At 63.6% G+C, this 18,569-nt stretch carries 18 protein-coding genes; 8 read left to right on the top strand and 10 right to left on the bottom strand.

Annotation, left to right across the window (positions count from 1 at the left end; translation table 11 throughout):
- Window positions 1-38 precede the first annotated feature (38 nt).
- The 7 genes from thpD to CSC67_RS18045 all read right to left on the bottom strand — a co-directional run bounded on the left by thpD (window position 39) and on the right by CSC67_RS18045 (window position 6,468).
- On the bottom strand, window positions 39-956 hold the full coding sequence (gene thpD / locus CSC67_RS18015) for an ectoine hydroxylase (protein WP_118995837.1): 918 nt from the start codon (window positions 954-956) through the stop codon (window positions 39-41).
- Window positions 957-1,039: 83 nt separating this feature from the next.
- Entirely contained in the window at window positions 1,040-1,438 is a 399-nt protein-coding gene (locus tag CSC67_RS18020) for an ectoine synthase (protein ID WP_116519103.1), read from the bottom strand.
- Entirely contained in the window at window positions 1,435-2,748 is a 1,314-nt protein-coding gene (ectB, locus tag CSC67_RS18025; protein ID WP_118995872.1) for a diaminobutyrate--2-oxoglutarate transaminase, read from the bottom strand. Before ectB ends, CSC67_RS18020 begins: the two co-directional genes overlap by 4 nt.
- Before the next feature lie 104 nt (window positions 2,749-2,852).
- Window positions 2,853-3,428 (bottom strand): diaminobutyrate acetyltransferase, encoded by a 576-nt coding sequence (ectA, locus tag CSC67_RS18030; protein WP_118995838.1) that lies wholly within the window; start codon window positions 3,426-3,428, stop codon window positions 2,853-2,855.
- Window positions 3,425-3,964 (bottom strand): MarR family winged helix-turn-helix transcriptional regulator, encoded by a 540-nt coding sequence (locus tag CSC67_RS18035; protein WP_118995839.1) that lies wholly within the window; start codon window positions 3,962-3,964, stop codon window positions 3,425-3,427. Before CSC67_RS18035 ends, ectA begins: the two co-directional genes overlap by 4 nt.
- 196 nt (window positions 3,965-4,160) lie before the next feature.
- Window positions 4,161-5,618, bottom strand: a complete 1,458-nt coding sequence (tldD, locus tag CSC67_RS18040) for a metalloprotease TldD (protein ID WP_118995840.1) — start codon at window positions 5,616-5,618, stop codon at window positions 4,161-4,163.
- Window positions 5,619-5,643: 25 nt separating this feature from the next.
- The gene (locus CSC67_RS18045) at window positions 5,644-6,468 is read right to left on the bottom strand and encodes a carbon-nitrogen hydrolase family protein (protein ID WP_118995841.1); all 825 of its coding nucleotides are present in this window, start codon (window positions 6,466-6,468) and stop codon (window positions 5,644-5,646) included.
- Window positions 6,469-6,763: 295 nt separating this feature from the next.
- Here CSC67_RS18045 and CSC67_RS18050 point away from each other — a divergent pair, with 295 nt between their 5' ends.
- The gene (locus CSC67_RS18050) at window positions 6,764-7,126 is read left to right on the top strand and encodes an H-NS histone family protein (protein WP_118995842.1); all 363 of its coding nucleotides are present in this window, start codon (window positions 6,764-6,766) and stop codon (window positions 7,124-7,126) included.
- 88 nt (window positions 7,127-7,214) lie between these two features.
- On the opposite strand, the gene CSC67_RS18055 is transcribed toward CSC67_RS18050, so the two are convergent.
- A complete protein-coding gene (locus tag CSC67_RS18055; protein ID WP_118995843.1) occupies window positions 7,215-7,847 on the bottom strand; it encodes a DUF4136 domain-containing protein in 633 nt (210 codons plus the stop codon).
- A gap of 139 nt (window positions 7,848-7,986) precedes the next feature.
- Between CSC67_RS18055 and pepN the strand changes: the two genes are divergently transcribed.
- Window positions 7,987-10,677: an aminopeptidase N gene (gene pepN, locus CSC67_RS18060; RefSeq protein ID WP_118995844.1), complete on the top strand. Its 2,691-nt coding sequence runs from the start codon at window positions 7,987-7,989 to the stop codon at window positions 10,675-10,677.
- A gap of 12 nt (window positions 10,678-10,689) precedes the next feature.
- Window positions 10,690-11,700 carry a class 1 fructose-bisphosphatase gene (locus tag CSC67_RS18065; RefSeq protein ID WP_118995845.1) on the top strand — a complete coding sequence of 337 codons (1,011 nt, stop codon included), beginning with the start codon at window positions 10,690-10,692 and terminating at the stop codon, window positions 11,698-11,700.
- A gap of 30 nt (window positions 11,701-11,730) precedes the next feature.
- Here the strand turns inward: CSC67_RS18065 and CSC67_RS18070 are convergent, their stop codons facing one another.
- Complete coding sequence (locus CSC67_RS18070; protein ID WP_118995846.1) at window positions 11,731-12,711, bottom strand: quinone oxidoreductase family protein; 981 nt, start codon at window positions 12,709-12,711, stop codon at window positions 11,731-11,733.
- Between the two features lie 33 nt (window positions 12,712-12,744).
- Window positions 12,745-14,262, bottom strand: a complete 1,518-nt coding sequence (locus CSC67_RS18075) for a helicase HerA-like domain-containing protein (protein ID WP_118995847.1) — start codon at window positions 14,260-14,262, stop codon at window positions 12,745-12,747.
- Window positions 14,263-14,374: 112 nt separating this feature from the next.
- Between CSC67_RS18075 and CSC67_RS18080 the strand changes: the two genes are divergently transcribed.
- The 5 genes from CSC67_RS18080 (at window position 14,375) to rsfS (ending at window position 18,539) form a co-directional block, all read left to right on the top strand.
- Window positions 14,375-15,115, top strand: coding sequence for a YebC/PmpR family DNA-binding transcriptional regulator (locus tag CSC67_RS18080; RefSeq protein ID WP_118995848.1), 741 nt, complete (start codon window positions 14,375-14,377; stop codon window positions 15,113-15,115).
- 162 nt (window positions 15,116-15,277) lie between these two features.
- The gene (gene purD, locus CSC67_RS18085) at window positions 15,278-16,570 is read left to right on the top strand and encodes a phosphoribosylamine--glycine ligase (RefSeq protein WP_118995849.1); all 1,293 of its coding nucleotides are present in this window, start codon (window positions 15,278-15,280) and stop codon (window positions 16,568-16,570) included.
- 36 nt (window positions 16,571-16,606) lie between these two features.
- The gene (gene hemF / locus CSC67_RS18090; protein WP_118995850.1) at window positions 16,607-17,515 is read left to right on the top strand and encodes an oxygen-dependent coproporphyrinogen oxidase; all 909 of its coding nucleotides are present in this window, start codon (window positions 16,607-16,609) and stop codon (window positions 17,513-17,515) included.
- Window positions 17,506-18,111: a nicotinate (nicotinamide) nucleotide adenylyltransferase gene (nadD, locus tag CSC67_RS18095; RefSeq protein WP_118995851.1), complete on the top strand. Its 606-nt coding sequence runs from the start codon at window positions 17,506-17,508 to the stop codon at window positions 18,109-18,111. The genes hemF and nadD overlap by 10 nt, the downstream gene beginning before the upstream one ends.
- Before the next feature lie 29 nt (window positions 18,112-18,140).
- On the top strand, window positions 18,141-18,539 hold the full coding sequence (rsfS, locus tag CSC67_RS18100) for a ribosome silencing factor (RefSeq protein ID WP_118995852.1): 399 nt from the start codon (window positions 18,141-18,143) through the stop codon (window positions 18,537-18,539).
- Window positions 18,540-18,569: the final 30 nt, after the last annotated feature.

Below are 18,569 nucleotides of genomic sequence, written 5' to 3' on the forward strand. Positions count from 1 at the left end.
ATCGTGCGGGGCTCGCCGCAAGGCGAACCTTCAGGCCGTCACGCCACGGCGCTGGTCGCGTCGGCCGGCTCCAGCGGCGAGAAATCCTTGCGCGCGGCAATGTATTCGGGCCGCGGCTTCAGGCCGTACTTGGGCGGATTGAGCGTGTTTTCGACGCTGTTGTACACCATGAACACGTTGGCGCGCGGCCAGGGCGAGATATTGCCCGTGGAGCCGTGCATGGCGTTGCAGTCGAAGAACACCACCGAGCCGGCCTTGCCGGTCATCTGGCGGATGCCGCCCTGGTCGGCCAGCAATTGCAGGCTGAGCGGATCGGGCACGCCGTATTCCTGGGCCCGCAAGGACTTCTTGTAGTTCTCGTCGGGCGTCCGGCCCTGGCACGAGATGAACTGCATGTGCGAACCGGGAATCAGCATCAGCGGCCCGTTGCACTCGTTGTTGTCGGTCAGCAGTACCGAGCAACTCAGGGCGCGCATATTGGGCATGCCGTCCTCGACGTGCCAGGTCTCGAAATCGGAATGCCAGTAGAACTCTTTGCCCTTGAAGCCGGGCTTCATGTTGGCTCGCGATTGATGCATGTAGACTTCCGAGCCCAGTATCTGCCGCGCCACGTGGATCAGGCGCGGATCGCGCGCCAGCGCGGCGATGCGGTCGCTCAGTTCGTGCACGCGGAAGATGGAGCGCACGGCGTCGCCGCCCGGCTCGCGTATCGCTTCCTTCAGGCTGGTGATGTCGGCGTCCACGCTCATGCGCTTGACCTCGTCCAGCAGGGCTTCGACCTCGTCGTCGCTGAAGAGATCCTGCAGCATGATGAAGCCGTCGCGGTTGTAGCTCGCGATCTGCTCGGCGTCCAGCGCGTCGGCGTAGCTGCCGCCCTCGTATACGACCGGGTCCTGCCGGGCGATGATGGCCGAACCACGGTCCGTTCGCGAAACGTATAAATCACCCATAGTCATAGCTTGCTCCTTTCAAGGCGGGGCCGGATCGGCGCGGCGGCTTGCAAACCGCCGGCCGCCCCGCCCGCCCGATGTTCGAAAGCCTAGGCCGCGTCGGTGACCGCGGCCGGATAGACTCCGTCTTCGTCATGAACCTCGAAACCCGTCAGGGGCGGATTGAACACGCAGATCACCCGCAGGGGCTCCTTGCCCCCACGCAGCCAGTGCTCGTCGTGCTGATCCAGCGCATAGACCACGCCCGGGCCCAGCGCGTACTTCTTGCCGTCGGCGATGGTTTCGACTTCTCCGTCGCCTTCGATGCACCACACGGCTTCCAGATGGTTCTGGTAGTGGATGTGGGTCTCGGTGCCCGGAAAAATGACGGTTTCATGAAACGAGAAACCCATGCCGTCCTTCTGCAGCAGCACGCGGCGGCTGAGCCAGGTCTCGGTCTTGACTTCGTGTTCGGTGCCAATCACGTCCTTCACGTTCTTGACTATCATCGACGCTTACCTCCAAATTTCAAAACATGGGCGCTGGAACTCACGCCCTTTTCCTGTAGAACCTGCGCCACGCTGCGCTCAATAATCTCCAGCCCGGCCTTGAGCTGCTCCTCGGGGATGGTCAGGGCGGGAAGCACCTTCAGCACTTCGTCATTGGCGCCCGAAGTCTCGATGACCAGGCCCTGTTCGAACGCCTTGCGCGCGAATTGATTGGCCATGTCGTCGCCCACCGGCGTGACCAGGCCCTGTATGAGGCCGCGGCCGCGCACGCTCAAGTCAGCCATGGGATAGCTATGAACGAGATTCTCGAGCCAGTCGCGCACCATGCCCGCCTTGCGCTGCACGTCGGTGGCGAATGCTTCGTCGGCCCAGTAACTATCCAATGCCTGCGAGGCGGTCACGAATGCCATGTTGTTGCCCCGGAAAGTGCCGCTATGGGCGCCGGGCTTCCAGATATCCAGTTCGGGCTTGAACAGCACCAGCGACATCGGCAGGCCGAATCCCGACAGGGACTTGGACAAGGTGATGATGTCGGGGCTGATGCCGGCCGACTCGAAGCTGAAGAAGCTGCCCGTGCGGCCGCAACCCACCTGGATGTCGTCCACGATGAGCAGCATGTCGTGCTGGCGGCAGAGTTTTTCCAGGTCCTTGAGCCAGCGCACCGTGGCGACGTTGACTCCGCCCTCGCCCTGCACCGTCTCGACGATGATCGCGGCGGGGCGGTCCATGCCGCTGCTCGGATCCTCGAGCATGCGCTCCAGATAGCTGATGGTGTTCACGTCCGGGCCGAAATAGCCGTCGTAGGGCATGAACGAAGTGTTGGCCAGCGATACGCCTGCGGCGTCGCGGAACTTGGCGTTCGCGGTCACGCCCAGCGAACCGCCGCTCACGCCGTGAAAGCCGTGCGTGAACGAAATGACGTTGGGACGGCCCTTGACCAGGCGGGCCAGCTTCAGGGCGGCCTCGACGGCGTTGGTGCCGGTGGGTCCCGTGAACTGCAGCTTGTACTGCCAGTTGCGCGGCTTCAGCAGCACGCGGTCGACCGTTTCCAGAAAATCCTTCTTGGCCGTGGTGGCCATGTCGAGGCCATGAATCACTCCGTCGGAGTTCAGGTACTCGATGACCTTGGCCTTCAGGATGGGGTTGTTGTGGCCGTAGTTCAGGGTGCCCGCGCCGCTGAAGAAGTCGATGTACTCTTTGCCGGTTTCGTCCACCAGCACCGAGCCGCGAGCCTGATTGAAAATTACCGGGAACGACCGGACGTAGCCACGGACCTCGGACTCCATCCGGTCAAAAATATTCAAATCCATAATCATCTTCCTCTCAAGTTATTGGGATTCACGTCTCAGAAACAGCCAGGGCCCTCGCGGACCCGAGCCGCCCCGCCGGGCGGCGGCCGAAAAAACCGCAACAGCTATATATCGGGGGGAGGCAGGCGCAATGGCCCGATACGGATCAGCCGCTCGTCGTCATGGCCCGCATCGCCGAACAAGTGGCTGTCGAAGAAAGCGCTCTCCGAGACATCGGCTTGCAAGTGGCGGGCCAGTCCCGCGAACATGCCCCGCGAGGCCGCATTGTCGGGCCCCACAGTGGTCTCGATGTAGCGTATCTCGGCAAGCTGCGGCCTTGCCAGAAGGTCGAGCAGCATGCGCCGCCCGAGACTGCGTCCGCGCGCCCGCTCGTGCACCGCAACCTGCCATATGAACAGCACGTCGGGCTTGCCGGGGGGGATGTAGGCTGAAATGAACCCATCCGGGCCTTGCGGCCCATCGGCAAGCACGCAGGTCTGCCGGAAGTGCTCGGAAAGAAGCAGGTAGGTGTAGATCGAGTTCAGGTCCAGCGGCGGACACTGCTCGATGAGCTTGTGAATGGCAGAAGCGTCTGCCTTGTTGGGAAGGCGCAGTGCTGTGTCGTGTCCGGTTTGCGTTTGGCTCGTGCCGGACACGGTATCGGGCTGCGCGGAGAGATAAGTTTCTGTGTCGTCAATCAAACTACCAAACCCGATTCAGGCGGGATGCGCCCGTCGGGAACCTCTAGTATTGGGGAAGCAAGCTCGGCCGACACTTCGACCGGGGTCACACCGCCGGACTCCATGAGATCGACGATGCGCTCGAGCGAGAGCGTAATCGTGGCCTGCTCCAGTTCAGGTAGCTCGTTCAGGGCGTCCGCAAGCTTTTTTTGCAGCGGCGAAGGCGTTTCCCGAGCGAGCGTGATACCGGCCTGAGTGGCCGAAACGAATACGATGCGGCGGTCTTCCCGTCCGCGTTCGCGCCGAATCAGTTCCTTGTCTTCCAGACGGTCGAGAATACCCACGACCGTGCTGGCGCTGACATGGATTTCGCGGCTGATGGCCGTGGCCGTCATGGGGCCTTTCTCGACGATCGCGCGCAGGCAGATGAGCTGCGGGGCAGTAATGTTGCTGCCCGCCGCCAGCTGCCGCGAATGCAGCGCAATGGATCGCGTAATGCGGCGCAGGGCACGCAAAATACGCAAATCGTACGCTTGGGGTTCAACGAAATCCGTCATGATAGGAAATAATTCAGTTAAATTGATTTCTACTCAAATCATATTGTCCAGAACCATTCGAGTCAACCGGATTACCGCCGTATTTGGGTAAGGTTGCGGGTTCGAAATATGCTGGAAACCCCCGCCCTGCAATGAAAAAAGCCGCTGCGGACCGCAGCGGCTTCAGATACAAATGGTAACTCTTTTGGGAGGTGCTTCAGGCCGTCCCGCCGACAGTCAGGCCTTCCATCCGGATAGTGGGCATGCCGACGCCGACAGGCACGCTCTGGCCGTCCTTGCCGCAGGTGCCCACGCCCGAGTCCAGTTCGAGGTCGTTGCCTATCATGCTGACCTGGGTCATGGCGTCCGGACCATTGCCGATGAGGGTGGCCCCCTTGACCGGATAGCTGATCCTGCCGTTTTCGATCATGTAGGCCTCGGAGGCCGAGAACACGAATTTACCGTTGGTGATGTCGACCTGTCCGCCCCCGAAGTTGACGGCATACAGCCCCTTCTTGACCGAAGCGATGATTTCCTGCGGATCGTCCCGGCCCGCCAGCATATAGGTGTTGGTCATGCGGGGCATGGGCAGGTGGGCGAAGGATTCGCGCCGGCCGTTTCCGGTAACGGCGGTCTTCATCAGGCGCGCATTGAGAGAATCCTGCAGATAGCCTTTCAGAATGCCGTCTTCGATCAAGACATTGCGCTGGGTGGGGTTGCCTTCGTCGTCGATATTGAGCGAGCCGCGCCGGTCGGCCAGCGTGCCGTCATCGACCACGGTGACGCCTTTGGAGGCGACCCGCTCGCCCACCCGGCCGGCGAAGACGCTGGAGCCCTTGCGGTTGAAATCGCCCTCCAGGCCGTGCCCGACCGCCTCGTGCAGCAGGATGCCGGGCCAGCCGGACCCCAACACCACCGTCATTTCTCCGGCGGGCGCCGGACGGGCGGAAAGATTGGTCAGGGCTTCGTGCGTGGCGCGTTGCACATAAGAGCGCAGGACGTCGTCGGTGAAGTAGGCCAGGCCGGCGCGGCCCCCGCCGCCTCCGTGCCCCATCTCGCGGCGCCCATCCCGCTCGGCGATGACGGTCAGCGACAGGCGCACCAGCGGGCGCACGTCGGCCACCAATCTGCCGTCGCTGCCCGCGACCAGGACCACGTCGTATTCGGCCCCCAGGCCGGCCATGACCTGGATGATGTGCGGGTCGGCGGCGCGGGCCATGGCTTCGAGGCGTTCGAGCAGCGCCACCTTGTCCGGCGCCGAAAGCGTGTTCAGCGGATCGACGGCCGGATACAGATCGTGGCCGGCCGCATCGGGCCGCGCGACGATCTTTTGCCGGCCGGCCCCCTGGCGGGCGATGCTGCGCACCGCGCGCGCGGACGACAGCAAGGCATCGGGAGAGAGCGTGTCCGAGTAGGCAAAGGCGGTTTTCTCGCCGCTGAGGGCGCGCACGCCGACACCCTGGCCGATGGAAAAGCTGCCGGTCTTGACGATGCCCTCTTCGAGGCTCCAGCCTTCGCTGCGCGTGTATTGAAAATAGAGGTCGGCATAATCGACCTTGTGCGTGAATATCTCGCCCAGGGCACGCGCCATGTCGGCCTCGGTCAGACCCCATGGGTCGAGCAGCAACGACTTGGCAGTGGCAAGGGCGTGGATGGCAGGATCGGCGATTTTCATAAATTAACGGTGTGATTAGTGTGGGTTACAGCGTTCGGTGCCGCAGGGCCGGCAGGGCCTGCCGGACGTCGTCCAGGCGGCCCTGGTTCACGACGCCCACGGCAAGGCCCGGGCCTTCGGGCAGGCAATCCAGCACCTCGCCCCAGGGGTCGATCAGCATCGAATGCCCCCATGTCCGGCGACCGTTCTCGTGCTTGCCCCCCTGTGCGGCCGCCAGCACGTAGCATTGGTTCTCGATGGCGCGGGCTCGAAGCAGGGTCTCCCAATGGGCCGAACCGGTCGTATACGTGAACGCCGCGGGCACGACAATGAGGCTCGTTTCACCGAAGGCCCGGTACAGTTCGGGAAACCGCAAATCGTAGCAGATGGAGAGCCCCACCTTGCCGCAAGGGGCATCGAAAGTGCGCGGCTGCAATTCGCCCGGCCGAATGGTGACCGACTCGTCGTAGGACTCATCGCCGCGCCGGAAACCGAAAAGATGGATCTTGTCGTAGCGCGCCACTTGTTCGCCCTGCGGGTCATAGACCAGCGTCGTGTTATAGATGCGGCCGGAATCGGGGCTTTCAAGCGGCAGCGTACCGCCCACGAGCCATATGCCATGGCGCCTGGCCGACTCGCGCAAAAATTGCTGGATGGGCCCCGTGCCGGGCTGCTCGCGCAGGGCGACCTTGTCGACGTCGCGCCGCCCCATCAGGCAGAAATATTCGGGCAGGACGGCCATCTGCGCGCCGCGTTCGGCCGCTTGCTGTATTAACGCTGCCGCCTGTTCCAGATTATCGCGCACGTCCGCGCTGGACACGGTTTGTATGGCTGCCACGCAAAAGTCATCGATATTGCTCATGTTGTCCATTTATTCAATCGCCGCATCGAAAGAATTACAAAAAATGTCGAATGTAATAATAAAACATCTTTCGAAATGACATCTTGATTCATTGAAAATTAATATGCCGCGCAAGAAAATCAAATATCGGTATAGGAAAAATTTGAATATAAAGTTTCGGTAGGCGTGCATATTCAAAAAGCCCGCTGGAACGTTTTGCTTTGGCGCCTTTTATTAATAATGCAATTGAATTAATATACGGGCACATAATAATACGTCTATTCGCAATCCCCTTTATTAATGGATTATCTGGCAAGGAAAGATAATGACGCGCGACACGTACGCCGCACTTCAGTTGAAAATCCAGAAAGAAATTACCCGTCTTCAAAAGCAAGCCCAGGCGCTTCAAACCAAGCAACGCTCGCCTGTCATAGCCTCCATCGTGCGTTCAATGCGCGAATACGACATCTCTCCCGAAGAAATCACCGCCGCCTATACCAAGAAAAAACCGGCCCGTTCAACCGCCCGCCCTGCCCGGGCCGCCACCGCGGCCAAACGCACCGTGCCGCCCAAATACAAGCACCCCGAGACAGGTGCCACCTGGACCGGCCGCGGCAAGGCGCCGCGCTGGATCAGCGAAGCCGAAGCCGCGGGTAAAAGCCGCGATCAATTCCTGATCAAACGCTGAGAAAATCCGCCCGAGGGCGCCCGGCGCCCTCGAAAAAGCCCTGCACAGGCGTTGCGGCGAGCATAATACGCTGCGATTTCCGGCCTCGTTAATGTTGCAGCTCGTAAGTGATATTGCGGACCTGGCCGTTGTTGCCCGGAAAACCGTCGAATACCGCCTGAGCCAAATAAGGCATGACTTCAACCAAGCTTCCGGACGTGCTGACGGCCGTCGATTTATATACCTGCGCACCCTGGCGCTGATTATCGTTGATGGTGACGGTAAGGGTATTTTTATTGACCCGTACCGGCACGTTCACGACGGACGGCGTGTAATAGATTCCGCCGCCCCAACCCCTGTACCCGCCGTAATAGCCGCCCCAGCCCCAAGGCCCGAAGCCGTCGAAATACGGATCATAGAAGCGCTGGACCCATTCCTGCGACGTCGTGCTGCCATATTCGAAATGCACGTCGAAACGGGGTTTCTGGCCGCCCTGCGCTTCGACCAGGCCGGTGCGTCCGATCGCCGCGCGTATCATGTCCGAAAACGCCTGGACCTCGAGCGTATCGCCCGAAGGGGGCACGATGCGGTAATGGGCGCCCTGGGAGTCGGCAGGCCATTGCTGGAAGGTCGTAACGCGCGCCGATAAAGTGGAGGCGCAGCCGGCCAGAAGCATGAGGGCGGCCACGCCAAAAAGCATGCGCGACCATGCGGCCGCTTCTCGTATTGTGCGTTGCAACATACCTTGCTCCCAAAGATGGCGATCACCAGAACTCAGACCCGCGGCGGCGTAAAAGGTTGCACCGCCGCAGCGGTACCGCAGGGGACACCCTGCCACTACAATACATTGTATTCACGAACCCTTTGGCCGATCGATTTACATGCGCACAGACACCGCCCCCGCCATCTCACGCCACGATTATCAGCCTTACCCGTATAAGCTGCCTCAGGTGGCGCTTCAATTCGATCTCGATGCGGAACGTACCCGTGTGCACGCACGCTTCGAGGTCGAGCGCAACGTTGACGGCGGCTTGCCGCCGCTGCTGCTCAATGGGCAAGAACTGAGCCTGATATCCGTCGCCATCGACGGCGTCGAGCTCGGGCCCGGCGAATACCGTCTCGACGACGAAACACTGACACTGTTTCCAAAAAGCCCGCGCTTTACCGTCGACGTGGTCAGCGAATGCCGCCCCGCCGAAAACTCCGCCCTGATGGGTCTTTACGTTTCGGGCGACAGCCTCTTTACCCAATGCGAGGCCGAAGGGTTTCGCCGCATCACCTGGTATCCCGACCGGCCCGACGTCATGTCGCGCTATACCGTTACACTGCGCGCCGACAAGGCCTCTTACCCCCTTCTGCTGTCCAACGGCAATCTGGTGGCCGGCAGCCAGCTCGAGGACGGGCGGCACGAAGCCGTCTGGGAAGACCCGCACCCAAAGCCCAGCTATCTCTTTGCGCTGGTGGCCGGAGACTTCGACTGCCTCGAGCGTCGCATCCGCACCGGCGGCGGGCGCGATGCGCTGCTGCAGATATACAGCGACAAGGGCTCGCGCAACAAGACCGAGTGGGCGCTCGACTGCCTTCACAGGTCGGTGCAATGGGATGAACGGCGATTCGGCCTGCAGCTGGACCTGGACCGCTTCATGGTGGTCGCGGCGCGCGACTTCAACATGGGGGCCATGGAAAACAAAGGCCTGAACATATTCAATTCGTCCTACGTGCTGGCCGACCCCGACACCGCGACCGACGCCAGCTACCACGGCATCGAAAGCGTCATCGGCCACGAGTACTTCCACAACTGGACCGGCAACCGGGTCACCTGCCGCGACTGGTTCCAGCTGTCGCTCAAAGAGGGGCTCACGGTTTTTCGCGACCAGGAGTTTTCGGCCGACATGATGGCTCACGGCCTGTCCGAAGAGGCCGCCCGCAGCGCGCGGGCGGTCAAGCGCATCGACGACGTCACGGCTTTGCGCGTCGCGCAGTTCCCCGAGGATGCCGGCCCCATGGCCCATCCGATCCGGCCGGAAAGCTATCAGGAGATCACCAACTTCTACACCGCCACCGTCTACGAAAAAGGCGCCGAAGTCATACGCATGCAGCACACGCTGCTGGGCGAAGAAGGCTTCCAGGCCGGAATACGCGAGTACTTCCGACGCCACGACGGCCAGGCCGTCACCTGCGACGATTTCGTCGACCCCATGGATTCGGTCTACCGTGCGCGCCACCCCGGCAAGTCGCTCGACGTCTTCCGCCGCTGGTATTCGCAGGCGGGCACCCCGCGCGTGCATGTCACGCTGCAACACGATGCCGAACGCCGCGAATGCCGCATCACGCTGCGCCAGCAGTGCGCGCCGGTCGGCATCGAGAAACTGCACAATCCACCCCTGGAAAAACCGCCGCTGCACATTCCCTTTGCCCTGGGGCTGCTCGACTCACGGGGAGGCACGCTGACCCTTCGCCACGAAGGGCGCGACCACGAAACCGTCGTTCTCGACCTGTGCGCCGAATCACAGAGCTGGACCTTTCCCGACATTGCCGAACGGCCGGTGGCCTCGCTGCTGCGCAATTTCTCGGCGCCGGTCATTGTCGAGTACGAGCGGGACGACGCCGAGCTGGCCTTGCTGGCGCGCCACGACACCGACCCATTCGCCCGCTGGGAAGCCGGACAGGAGCTGGCCACGCGCCGATTGCTGGCCATGGCGCGGTCCGCACACAATGAGCAAGGCGAAACCATACTGGTGCAAACCTGGCGCGCCTTGCTTCAGGACGAAAGCCTCAACGATGCCTATCGTGCGCGGGTATTGACCCTGCCCGCCGCCAAAGTCCTGCTCGAAAGAACCGACCCCATGGACCCCTTGGCCGTGGCACAGGCCCGCGAAGGCCTTCGCGCGCACCTGGGCCGCGCACTGGCCGATGCATGGCTCGACACCTACGAGGCCTGCGCCGCCGCCGAGCCCGAAGACTATAGCCCCGATGCGGTCGCGTCGGGCCGCCGGGCCCTCAAGAACCTCGCCCTGGCCTATCTGGCGGCGGGCGAGCACCCTCAGGCAGAAAGCCTGGCGCTGGCGCAGTACGAAGGCGCCCGCAACATGACGGACCGCATGGGTGGCTTGTCGGCCTTGGTGGCGCGGGGCGACACACCCGCTGCGACGCGCGCCCTGCAGCACTTCTACGAACAGTGGCAGCACGATCCGCTGGTGGTCGACCGCTGGTTCGCCCTGCAGGCCACGGCCTGCTCCACCCGGACCGACACCGTTCGCGCCCTCATGCTGCATCCGGCCTTCACGCTGCGCAATCCCAATCGGGCCCGGTCATTGATTTTCCAGTTCTGCATGAACAACATGCTGGGCGTGCACCGGCCTGAAGGCTACGATTTCTGGGCCGAGCAGGTGCTGGCCCTGGACGCACTCAACCCCGAGATCGCCGCGCGCCTGGCGCGCGCCTTCGACAACTGGGCCCGTTATATCCCCCCAAACCGCGATGCCGTGCGCGATGCGCTGCAGCGCATACAGCAACACGAGCCGCTCTCGCGCAACGTCGCCGAGATCATCTCCAAAGCCTTGAACATCTGACAGGAGTCCCTCTTGAACCGCAAGACGCTTACCCAATATCTGGTTGAACAGCAGCGCACCCACCAGACCGTGCCGGCCGAAGTCCGGCTGTTGATCGAGACGGTGGCCCGCGCCTGCAAGGCGATCGGACACGCAGTCAGCAAAGGAGCGCTGGGCGGCGTGCTGGGCAGCCTCGACAGCGAGAACGTGCAGGGTGAAGTACAGAAAAAGCTCGACGTCATGTCGAACGAAATTCTGCTCGAGGCCAACGAATGGGGCGGCCACCTGGCGGCCATGGCTTCCGAAGAAATGGAAACCCTGCACCGCATTCCCAACCGCTATCCCAAGGGCGAATACCTGTTGCTGTTCGATCCCCTGGACGGCTCCTCGAACATCGATGTCAACGTCTCGATCGGCACCATCTTTTCGGTCCTGCATGCACCTTCGGACGCCCCCGGGCGCGACATCGAAGAAAGCGACTTCCTGCAGCCGGGCAGCCAACAGGTTGCCGCCGGCTATGCCGTGTACGGCCCGCAAAGCATGCTGGTGCTGACCCTGGGCAACGGCGTGGCGGCCTTTACGCTCGACCGCGAAATGGGCACCTGGCTGCTGACGGAAGAAAACCTGACGATTCCCGAGGACACGGCCGAATTCGCCATCAATATGTCCAACATGCGGCACTGGGAGCCGCCCGTCAAGCGCTATATCGACGACTGCCTCGCCGGCTCGACCGGGCCGCTGGGCAAAGACTACAACATGCGCTGGATCGCCTCCATGGTGGCCGACGTGCATCGCATCATGACGCGCGGCGGCATCTTCATGTACCCGCGCGACGAACGTCCCTCGGGCAAGAAAGGCAAGCTGCGCCTGATGTACGAGGCCAACCCCATGGCCTTCATCGTCGAGCAGGCCGGCGGTGCCGCGCTGGACGGCGAAACCCGCATCCTGGACGTCAAGCCTCAAGCTCTGCATCAACGCATCGGCGTCGTCCTGGGCTCCAAGAACGAAGTCGAGCGCGTGCGGCGCTATCATCAAGAAGACTGAACGCGGCTCCGCCTCTTGTTTACCCGGCCTTTAATCGGGCAGCAGGACAGTGGCGCCGATGGTCTGACGCGAAGCCAGGGCCTCGTGCGCGCGGCCTACATCGCGCAGGGCGAAGCGCTGGCCGATCTCCATCCGGATGCTGCCTTTGCCCACCAGGCTGAACAGGTCTTTGGCGGCGGCGGCCAGTTTCTCCTGCGTCGGCGTGTAGTCGCTGATGGTGGGACGTGTGACGTACAAAGACCCTTTCGCCGCCAGGATGCCCAGGTTCACCCCGTCGACGGGCCCGGAGGCATTGCCGAAGCTGACCATCAAGCCGCGGGGCTGCAGGCAGTCGAGCGATGTCAGCCAGGTGCTCTTGCCCACGCCGTCATACACCACCGGCACCTTGCGCCCGTCGGTCAGCTCCAAGACTCTTGCCGCCACGTCTTCCCGCGAATAGTCGATGACCTCCCAGGCGCCATGGCGCCTGGCCAGCTCGGCCTTCTCGGGTCCGGACACCGTGCCGATCAAACGCACCCCCAGGGCTCGGGCCCACTGGCAGGCGATCAGGCCGACGCCGCCCGCGGCGGCATGGAACAATATGGTTTCGCCGCCTTGCAGGCGATAGGTCTGGCGAAACAGATACTGCACCGTCAGGCCCTTGAGCATCATGGCCGCGGCCGACTCGAAATCCACGCCCCGCGGCAGCTTGACCACCTGCCAGGCGGGCATGGTGCGCACCCCGGCATAGGCGCCCAGCGGGCTCTGCGCGTAAGCGACCCGGTCGCCTGCTTTCACGTGCGTGACGCCCGGGCCCACCGCCACCACTTTGCCGGCCGCCTCGAAGCCCAGCCCGTGCGGCAGCGGATGGCGGTACAGGCCGGTGCGAAAGTAGATGTCGATGAAGTTGAGCCCGATCGCCTTCTGTTCGATGGTGACCTCGCCCTCTCCGGGTTCGGGCACGTCCTGGACGGACATCTCCATGACTTCGGGTCCGCCGTGGCGCATAATGCGTATAACTTCGGTCTGCATTGCAAAACTCCGGATGAAAACAGGGCAAAGGGTTCAGCGGCGGGAGACCAGCGACCCCAGCACGCCGCGAATCAGCTTGTTGGCGGCCTGGCGCATCATGCTCTTGGCCACCGACTGGACGGCCCCTTCGCGCCGCCCGCCTCGGGGCCCGGTCGACCCGAACAAGAAGTCGTTGACGGCGCCGAGCATGCCGTTGTCCGCCGTCTGAGCCGCGGTTGCAGGCCGGTCCGGGCGCGCCGTCCCGCGGCTTGCCGCGTTCGCCCCGCCTCCGGACTCGGCGCGCTTCTGCAGCAATTCATAAGCCGATTCGCGGTCTATCGCTTTATCGTATTTGCCGGCCAACAGCGAGGCCTGGCGCACCGCCTGCCTCTCGGCGTCGGTGGCCGGGCCGATGCGGCTGCCCGGCGCCGCCATCCAGGCGCGCTGTGTCACCCCGGGGCTGCCCTTTTCGTCGAGCATGGAGATCAGCGCCTCGCCTACGCCGAGCTCGGTGATGGCCGCGGTGATGTCCAGCGCCGGATTGGAACGCATGGTTTCGGCCGCCACCTTCACGGCCTTCTGGTCGCGCGGCGTGAAGGCGCGCAGGGCATGCTGCACGCGGTTGCCCAACTGGCCCAGCACACTGTCCGGGATGTCGGCCGGGTTCTGTGTCACGAAATAGACGCCGACTCCCTTGGAGCGCACCAGCCTGACGATCTGCTCGATCTTTTCGAGCAGGGCCCTGGGCGCATCCGAGAAGACCAGATGCGCTTCGTCGAAGAAGAACACCAGCTTGGGGCGGTCCAGGTCGCCGACCTCGGGCAGGGATTCGTAGATTTCAGCCAGCATCCACAGCAGAAACACGGCATACAGGCGAGGCGCCTGCATGAGTTTGTCGGCCGCCAGGATGTTGACCATGCCCTGGCCGCCGGCATCGACCCGCAACATGTCGTGGACGTCGAACATGGGTTCGCCGAAGAAAAGCTCGGCGCCCTGCGCCTCCAGGCGCAGCAGACTGCGCTGTATGGCCCCGACCGAGGCTGCCGATACATTTCCGTAGCGCGGACGCAATTCGGCCGCGCGCTCGGCCACGTGCTGCAGCATGGCGCGCAGGTCCTTCATGTCGAGCAACAGCATGCCCTCGTCGTCGGCCACGCTGAACACGACATTCAGCACGCCCTCCTGGGTGTCGTTGAGTTCGAGCATGCGGGCCAGCAGCAAGGGACCCATGTCGGACACGGTGGCGCGCACAGGGTGGCCCTGCTCGCCGAAGACGTCCCAGAACGTGACCGGACATGCGCCCCATCGCGGCTCGGGCAGGCCGAGCTTCTCGAGACGCGCCTGCAGCTTGGGAGTGTTCTGCGCGGCCTGGGACATGCCGCTGAGGTCTCCCTTGACGTCGGCCATGAAAACCGGCGTGCCCAGCCGCGAGAAGGCCTCGGCCAGCACCTGCAGCGTGACGGTCTTTCCGGTGCCGGTCGCGCCGGTGATGCAGCCGTGGCGATTGGCCAGCCTGGGCAGCATCACGACGGGCGCCTCGGCGCTTTGTGCAACAAAGATCGGTTCAGCCATTTTTCACCTTGTCGATAGCTTGGGACGGCAGCCGTAGTGTAATTCCGGCACCGCGACGATGCACGCGTTAAAATCCCCGTTTATCTTCTGCATTTATATTGAGTCATTAACTATGGCCGGTCACAGTAAATGGGCGAACATCCAGCATCGCAAGGGTCGCCAGGATGCAAAACGAGGCAAGCTCTGGACAAAAATCATACGTGAAATCACGGTAGCCGCCCGCGAGGCCGGCCCCGACCCGGAGAGCAACCCGCGCCTGCGCCTGGCATGGGACAAGGCCACTGCGGCCAATATGCCCAAGGACAACATCCAGCGCGCCATCACGCGCGGCGCCGGCGGCGCCGACGGCGACAACTACGAAGAAATCCGCTACGAAGGCTACGGCATCGGCGGCGCCGCGGTCATCGTCGACTGCATGACCGACAACCGCATGCGCACCGTGGCCGAAGTACGCCACGCCTTCTCCAAGCATGGCGGCAATCTGGGCCAGGAAGGTTCGGTGGCGTTCATGTTCAAGCATTGCGGGCAATTCATCTTCGCGCCCGGCACGTCCGAAGAGCAGGTCATGGAGATCGGCCTCGAAGCGGGCGCCGACGACGTCCAGACCGACGAGGAAGGTGTCATCGAGGTTACCTGCCCGCCATCCGACTATGCCGCCGTCAAGGCAGCTTTCGAGGCCGCCGGGCTGACGCCCGAAGTGCAGGCGCTTACCATGAAGGCGCTGAACGAAACCGAGCTTGCCGGCGACGACGCCGAGAAGATGCAGAAAATGCTGGACATGCTCGAGGGCCTGGACGACGTGCAAGAGGTATACACCACGGCCGCCTTCGACGAGTCCGCCGAATCCGCCTGAGCCGCAGCGGTGCGCGCAAGGCGGGCGGGCACGGCATGACCATGCTGGAAAACGATATATTCCTCCATAGGTTTTTCGCGTTACGCTTTCCGATAATCCGTTTACAACCGTGCGCTTCGCCCATGGCGCGGCGCACAGCGTCATTTTGAGCTTCCAACACCCATGAAACTTCTTGTTATAGGCGGCGGTGGCCGCGAACATGCGCTTGCCTGGCGCCTGGCCCAATCGCCGCGTGTCCAGAAAGTGTTCGTCGCGCCCGGAAACGGCGGCACGGCGCTGTCCGAACGCCTCGAAAACCTCTCTCTCACCGGCGCGGACGAGCTCATCGACTTCGCCCGCAGCGAAGGCATCGCCTTTACCGTGGTGGGGCCGGAGGCGCCATTGGCCGCGGGCGTGGTCGACGCCTTTCAGGCCGCGGGGCTGAAGATATTCGGGCCCACCAAGGCCGCCGCCCAGCTCGAAAGCTCCAAGGATTACGCCAAGGCCTTCATGCTGCGGCACAATATCCCCACGGCGGCCTACCGCACTTTCACCGATGCCGACCAGGCCAGGCAGTATGTCCGTGAACAAGGCGCCCCCATCGTCATCAAGGCCGACGGCCTGGCCGCCGGCAAGGGCGTGGTCGTGGCCGCCACTGTGGAAGAAGCCATCGGCGCCATCGACGACATGCTGTGCGACGCCAGCCTGGGAGCGGCAGGCGCCCGTGTCGTCATCGAAGAATGCCTGCAGGGCGAAGAGGCCAGCTTCATCGTCATGTGCGACCGCCGGCAGGTGCTGGTGCTGGCAAGCAGCCAGGACCACAAGCGGCTCCTGGACCGCGACCAGGGGCCCAATACGGGCGGCATGGGCGCCTACTCGCCGGCCCCCATCATTACTCCCGCGCTGCACAACCGCATCATGCGCGAAGTCATCCACCCCACCTTGCAGGGCATGGCCAAAGACGGCCATCCCTACACCGGCTTTCTGTATGCGGGCCTGATGATAGGCGAAGGCCCCGACGCCACCCGCCCCCTGAAGGTGCTGGAGTTCAATTGCCGCATGGGCGACCCCGAGACCCAGCCCATTATGATGCGCGCCAAGGGCGACCTGGCCACCGTCTTCGAGCACGCCGTCAACGGCACCCTCGAACAGGCCCAGCTCGATTGGGACAGGCGCACCGCGCTGGGCGTGGTCATGGCCTCGGCCGGCTATCCGCAGTCGCCTCGCACCGGCGACGCCATCACCTCGATTCCCGCCAATACAGACGAATGCACCGTCTTCCATGCCGGCACGGCGCTGGACCCGGACGGCACGCTCAGGACCTCCGGCGGACGCGTGCTGTGCGTCACCGCGCTGGGCGACTCCGTGAAGCGTGCGCAGGAAACGGCCTATGGCGTCGTGCAGCAGATCCGCTTCGAAGGCAGCCAGTATCGCCGTGACATCGGCTGGCGCGCCCTGCCCAACGCCGACTCCTGACCGACACGATCGCCGAGCGCAAACAAGGAAACGACCATGTCCGTGCCCATCTCTCTAGCCTACGACTACTTCACCAGCCTGCAGGCCCGCATCGTGCAGGCTCTCGAAGAAGCGGACGGCGCCTCGTTCCAATCCGACAGCTGGACCCGCGACGAAGGCGGCGGCGGGCTCTCCCGCCTGCTCGAGGGCGGCGCGCTTTTCGAACGGGCCGGCGTGCTGTTCAGCCATGTGCGCGGACGCGCCTTGCCCCCTTCGGCCAGCGCCCACCGGCCCGACCTGGCCGGACGCCACTGGGAGGCCATGGGCGTGTCGATGGTGCTGCACCCGCGCAATCCCTATGTGCCCACCACCCACATGAACGTACGGCTGTTCGTCGCCCGAGCGCCCGAAGACGGCAGCGGCGACGACGTATTCTGGTTCGGCGGCGGGCTCGACCTGACTCCTTACTATCCCTTCGAAGAGGACGTGCGCCATTTCCATCGCATCTGCCACGATGCCGTGGCGCCCTTCGGAGACGACAAATACCCCGCCTACAAAAAGTGGTGCGATCAATACTTCTTCCTGAAGCACCGCAACGAAACCCGGGGCGTGGGCGGCCTGTTCTTCGACGACCTCAATCAAGAAGGCTTCGACGACTGCTTCGATCTCACCCGCTCGGTCGGCGACTGCTTCCTGCCCGCCTACATGCCCATCGTCGAGAAACGGCGCGACACCTCCTACGGCGAACGCGAACGCGACTTCCAGGCTTATCGCCGCGGCCGCTACGTCGAGTTCAATCTGGTCTACGACCGCGGAACCCTGTTCGGCCTGCAATCGGGAGGTCGCACCGAATCCATTCTGCTGTCCATGCCGCCGCTCGCTTCGTGGCGTTACGACTGGCAGCCCGAGGCGGGCACGCCCGAGGCCGAGCTGTACGACTATCTGCGCCCCCGCGAATGGCTGTGAGGTCCATCGGCCTGCTGGGGGGCAGTTTCGACCCCGTGCACCTGGCCCACGTCGCGCTGGCCCAGGCGGCCCTGCGCGAGCTGGCCCTCGACGAAGTCCAGCTGCTGCCCGCCAGCGCCCCCTGGCAGCGCGGCCCCCTGGCGGCGACCTCGGCCCAGCGGCTGGCCATGCTGGAACTGGCCCTCTCCGGCACGGCCAAGCTAAGCATCAATCCCATCGAGATCGAGCGCGGGGGCAAGACCTACACCGTCGACACCCTGCGCCAGCTTCCCGCGGGCCCCGAATACGTGTGGATACTGGGCGCGGACCAGCTGGCCAACTTCTGCACATGGCACCAGTGGCGCGAGATCGCCGCCCTGGCCCGCCTCGCGGTGGCCCGGCGTCCCGGCGCCGATGCGGCGCCGCCGCCGGACCTGAAGGCGCTGCTGGACGCCTCGCAGCGGCCGCTGCTGCAGATACCGTTCCCGCCCATGCCGGTTTCGGCCTCGGAGATCCGCAAGCGGCTGGCGGAGGGCGCATCGGTCGACGGGCTGCTTCACCCGGCCGTCGCACAATACATCGAACGCCACGGGCTATACCGGTCCGCCGTTTCCTAAATCGACGCCCTTCACGTTATAGTCACCCTATGGATATTCAGAAACTGCAACGACTGGTCATCGACGCCCTCGAAGACGTCAAGGCTCAGGACATCAAGGTGTTCAACACCAGCCACATCACCAGCCTGTTCGACCGCGTCGTCATTGCCAGCGGCGCGTCCAATCGCCAGACGCGCGCACTGGCCGAAAGCGTCGCCGACAGCGCCAGGCGCCACAAAGTCACCATCGTGGCCTACGAAGGCCAGGACACCGGCGAATGGGTGCTGCTCGACCTGGGCGACATCGTCGTACACTGCATGCAGCCCAGCATCCGCCAGTACTACAACCTCGAAGAAGTCTGGGGAGACAAGCCGGTCCGGGTCAAGCTGCTGCCCCAGTCCACCCAGCCCGTGTTTTCGGGCTCGTTCGACAGCGGCGACGACGCCTGAGCGCCCCGCCGGAAGCGCGTCAATGATCCG

It is taken from the genome of Pusillimonas caeni (assembly GCF_003545815.1).
In the GTDB taxonomy this organism is placed as follows: Bacteria; Pseudomonadota; Gammaproteobacteria; order Burkholderiales; family Burkholderiaceae_B; genus Pusillimonas; species Pusillimonas caeni.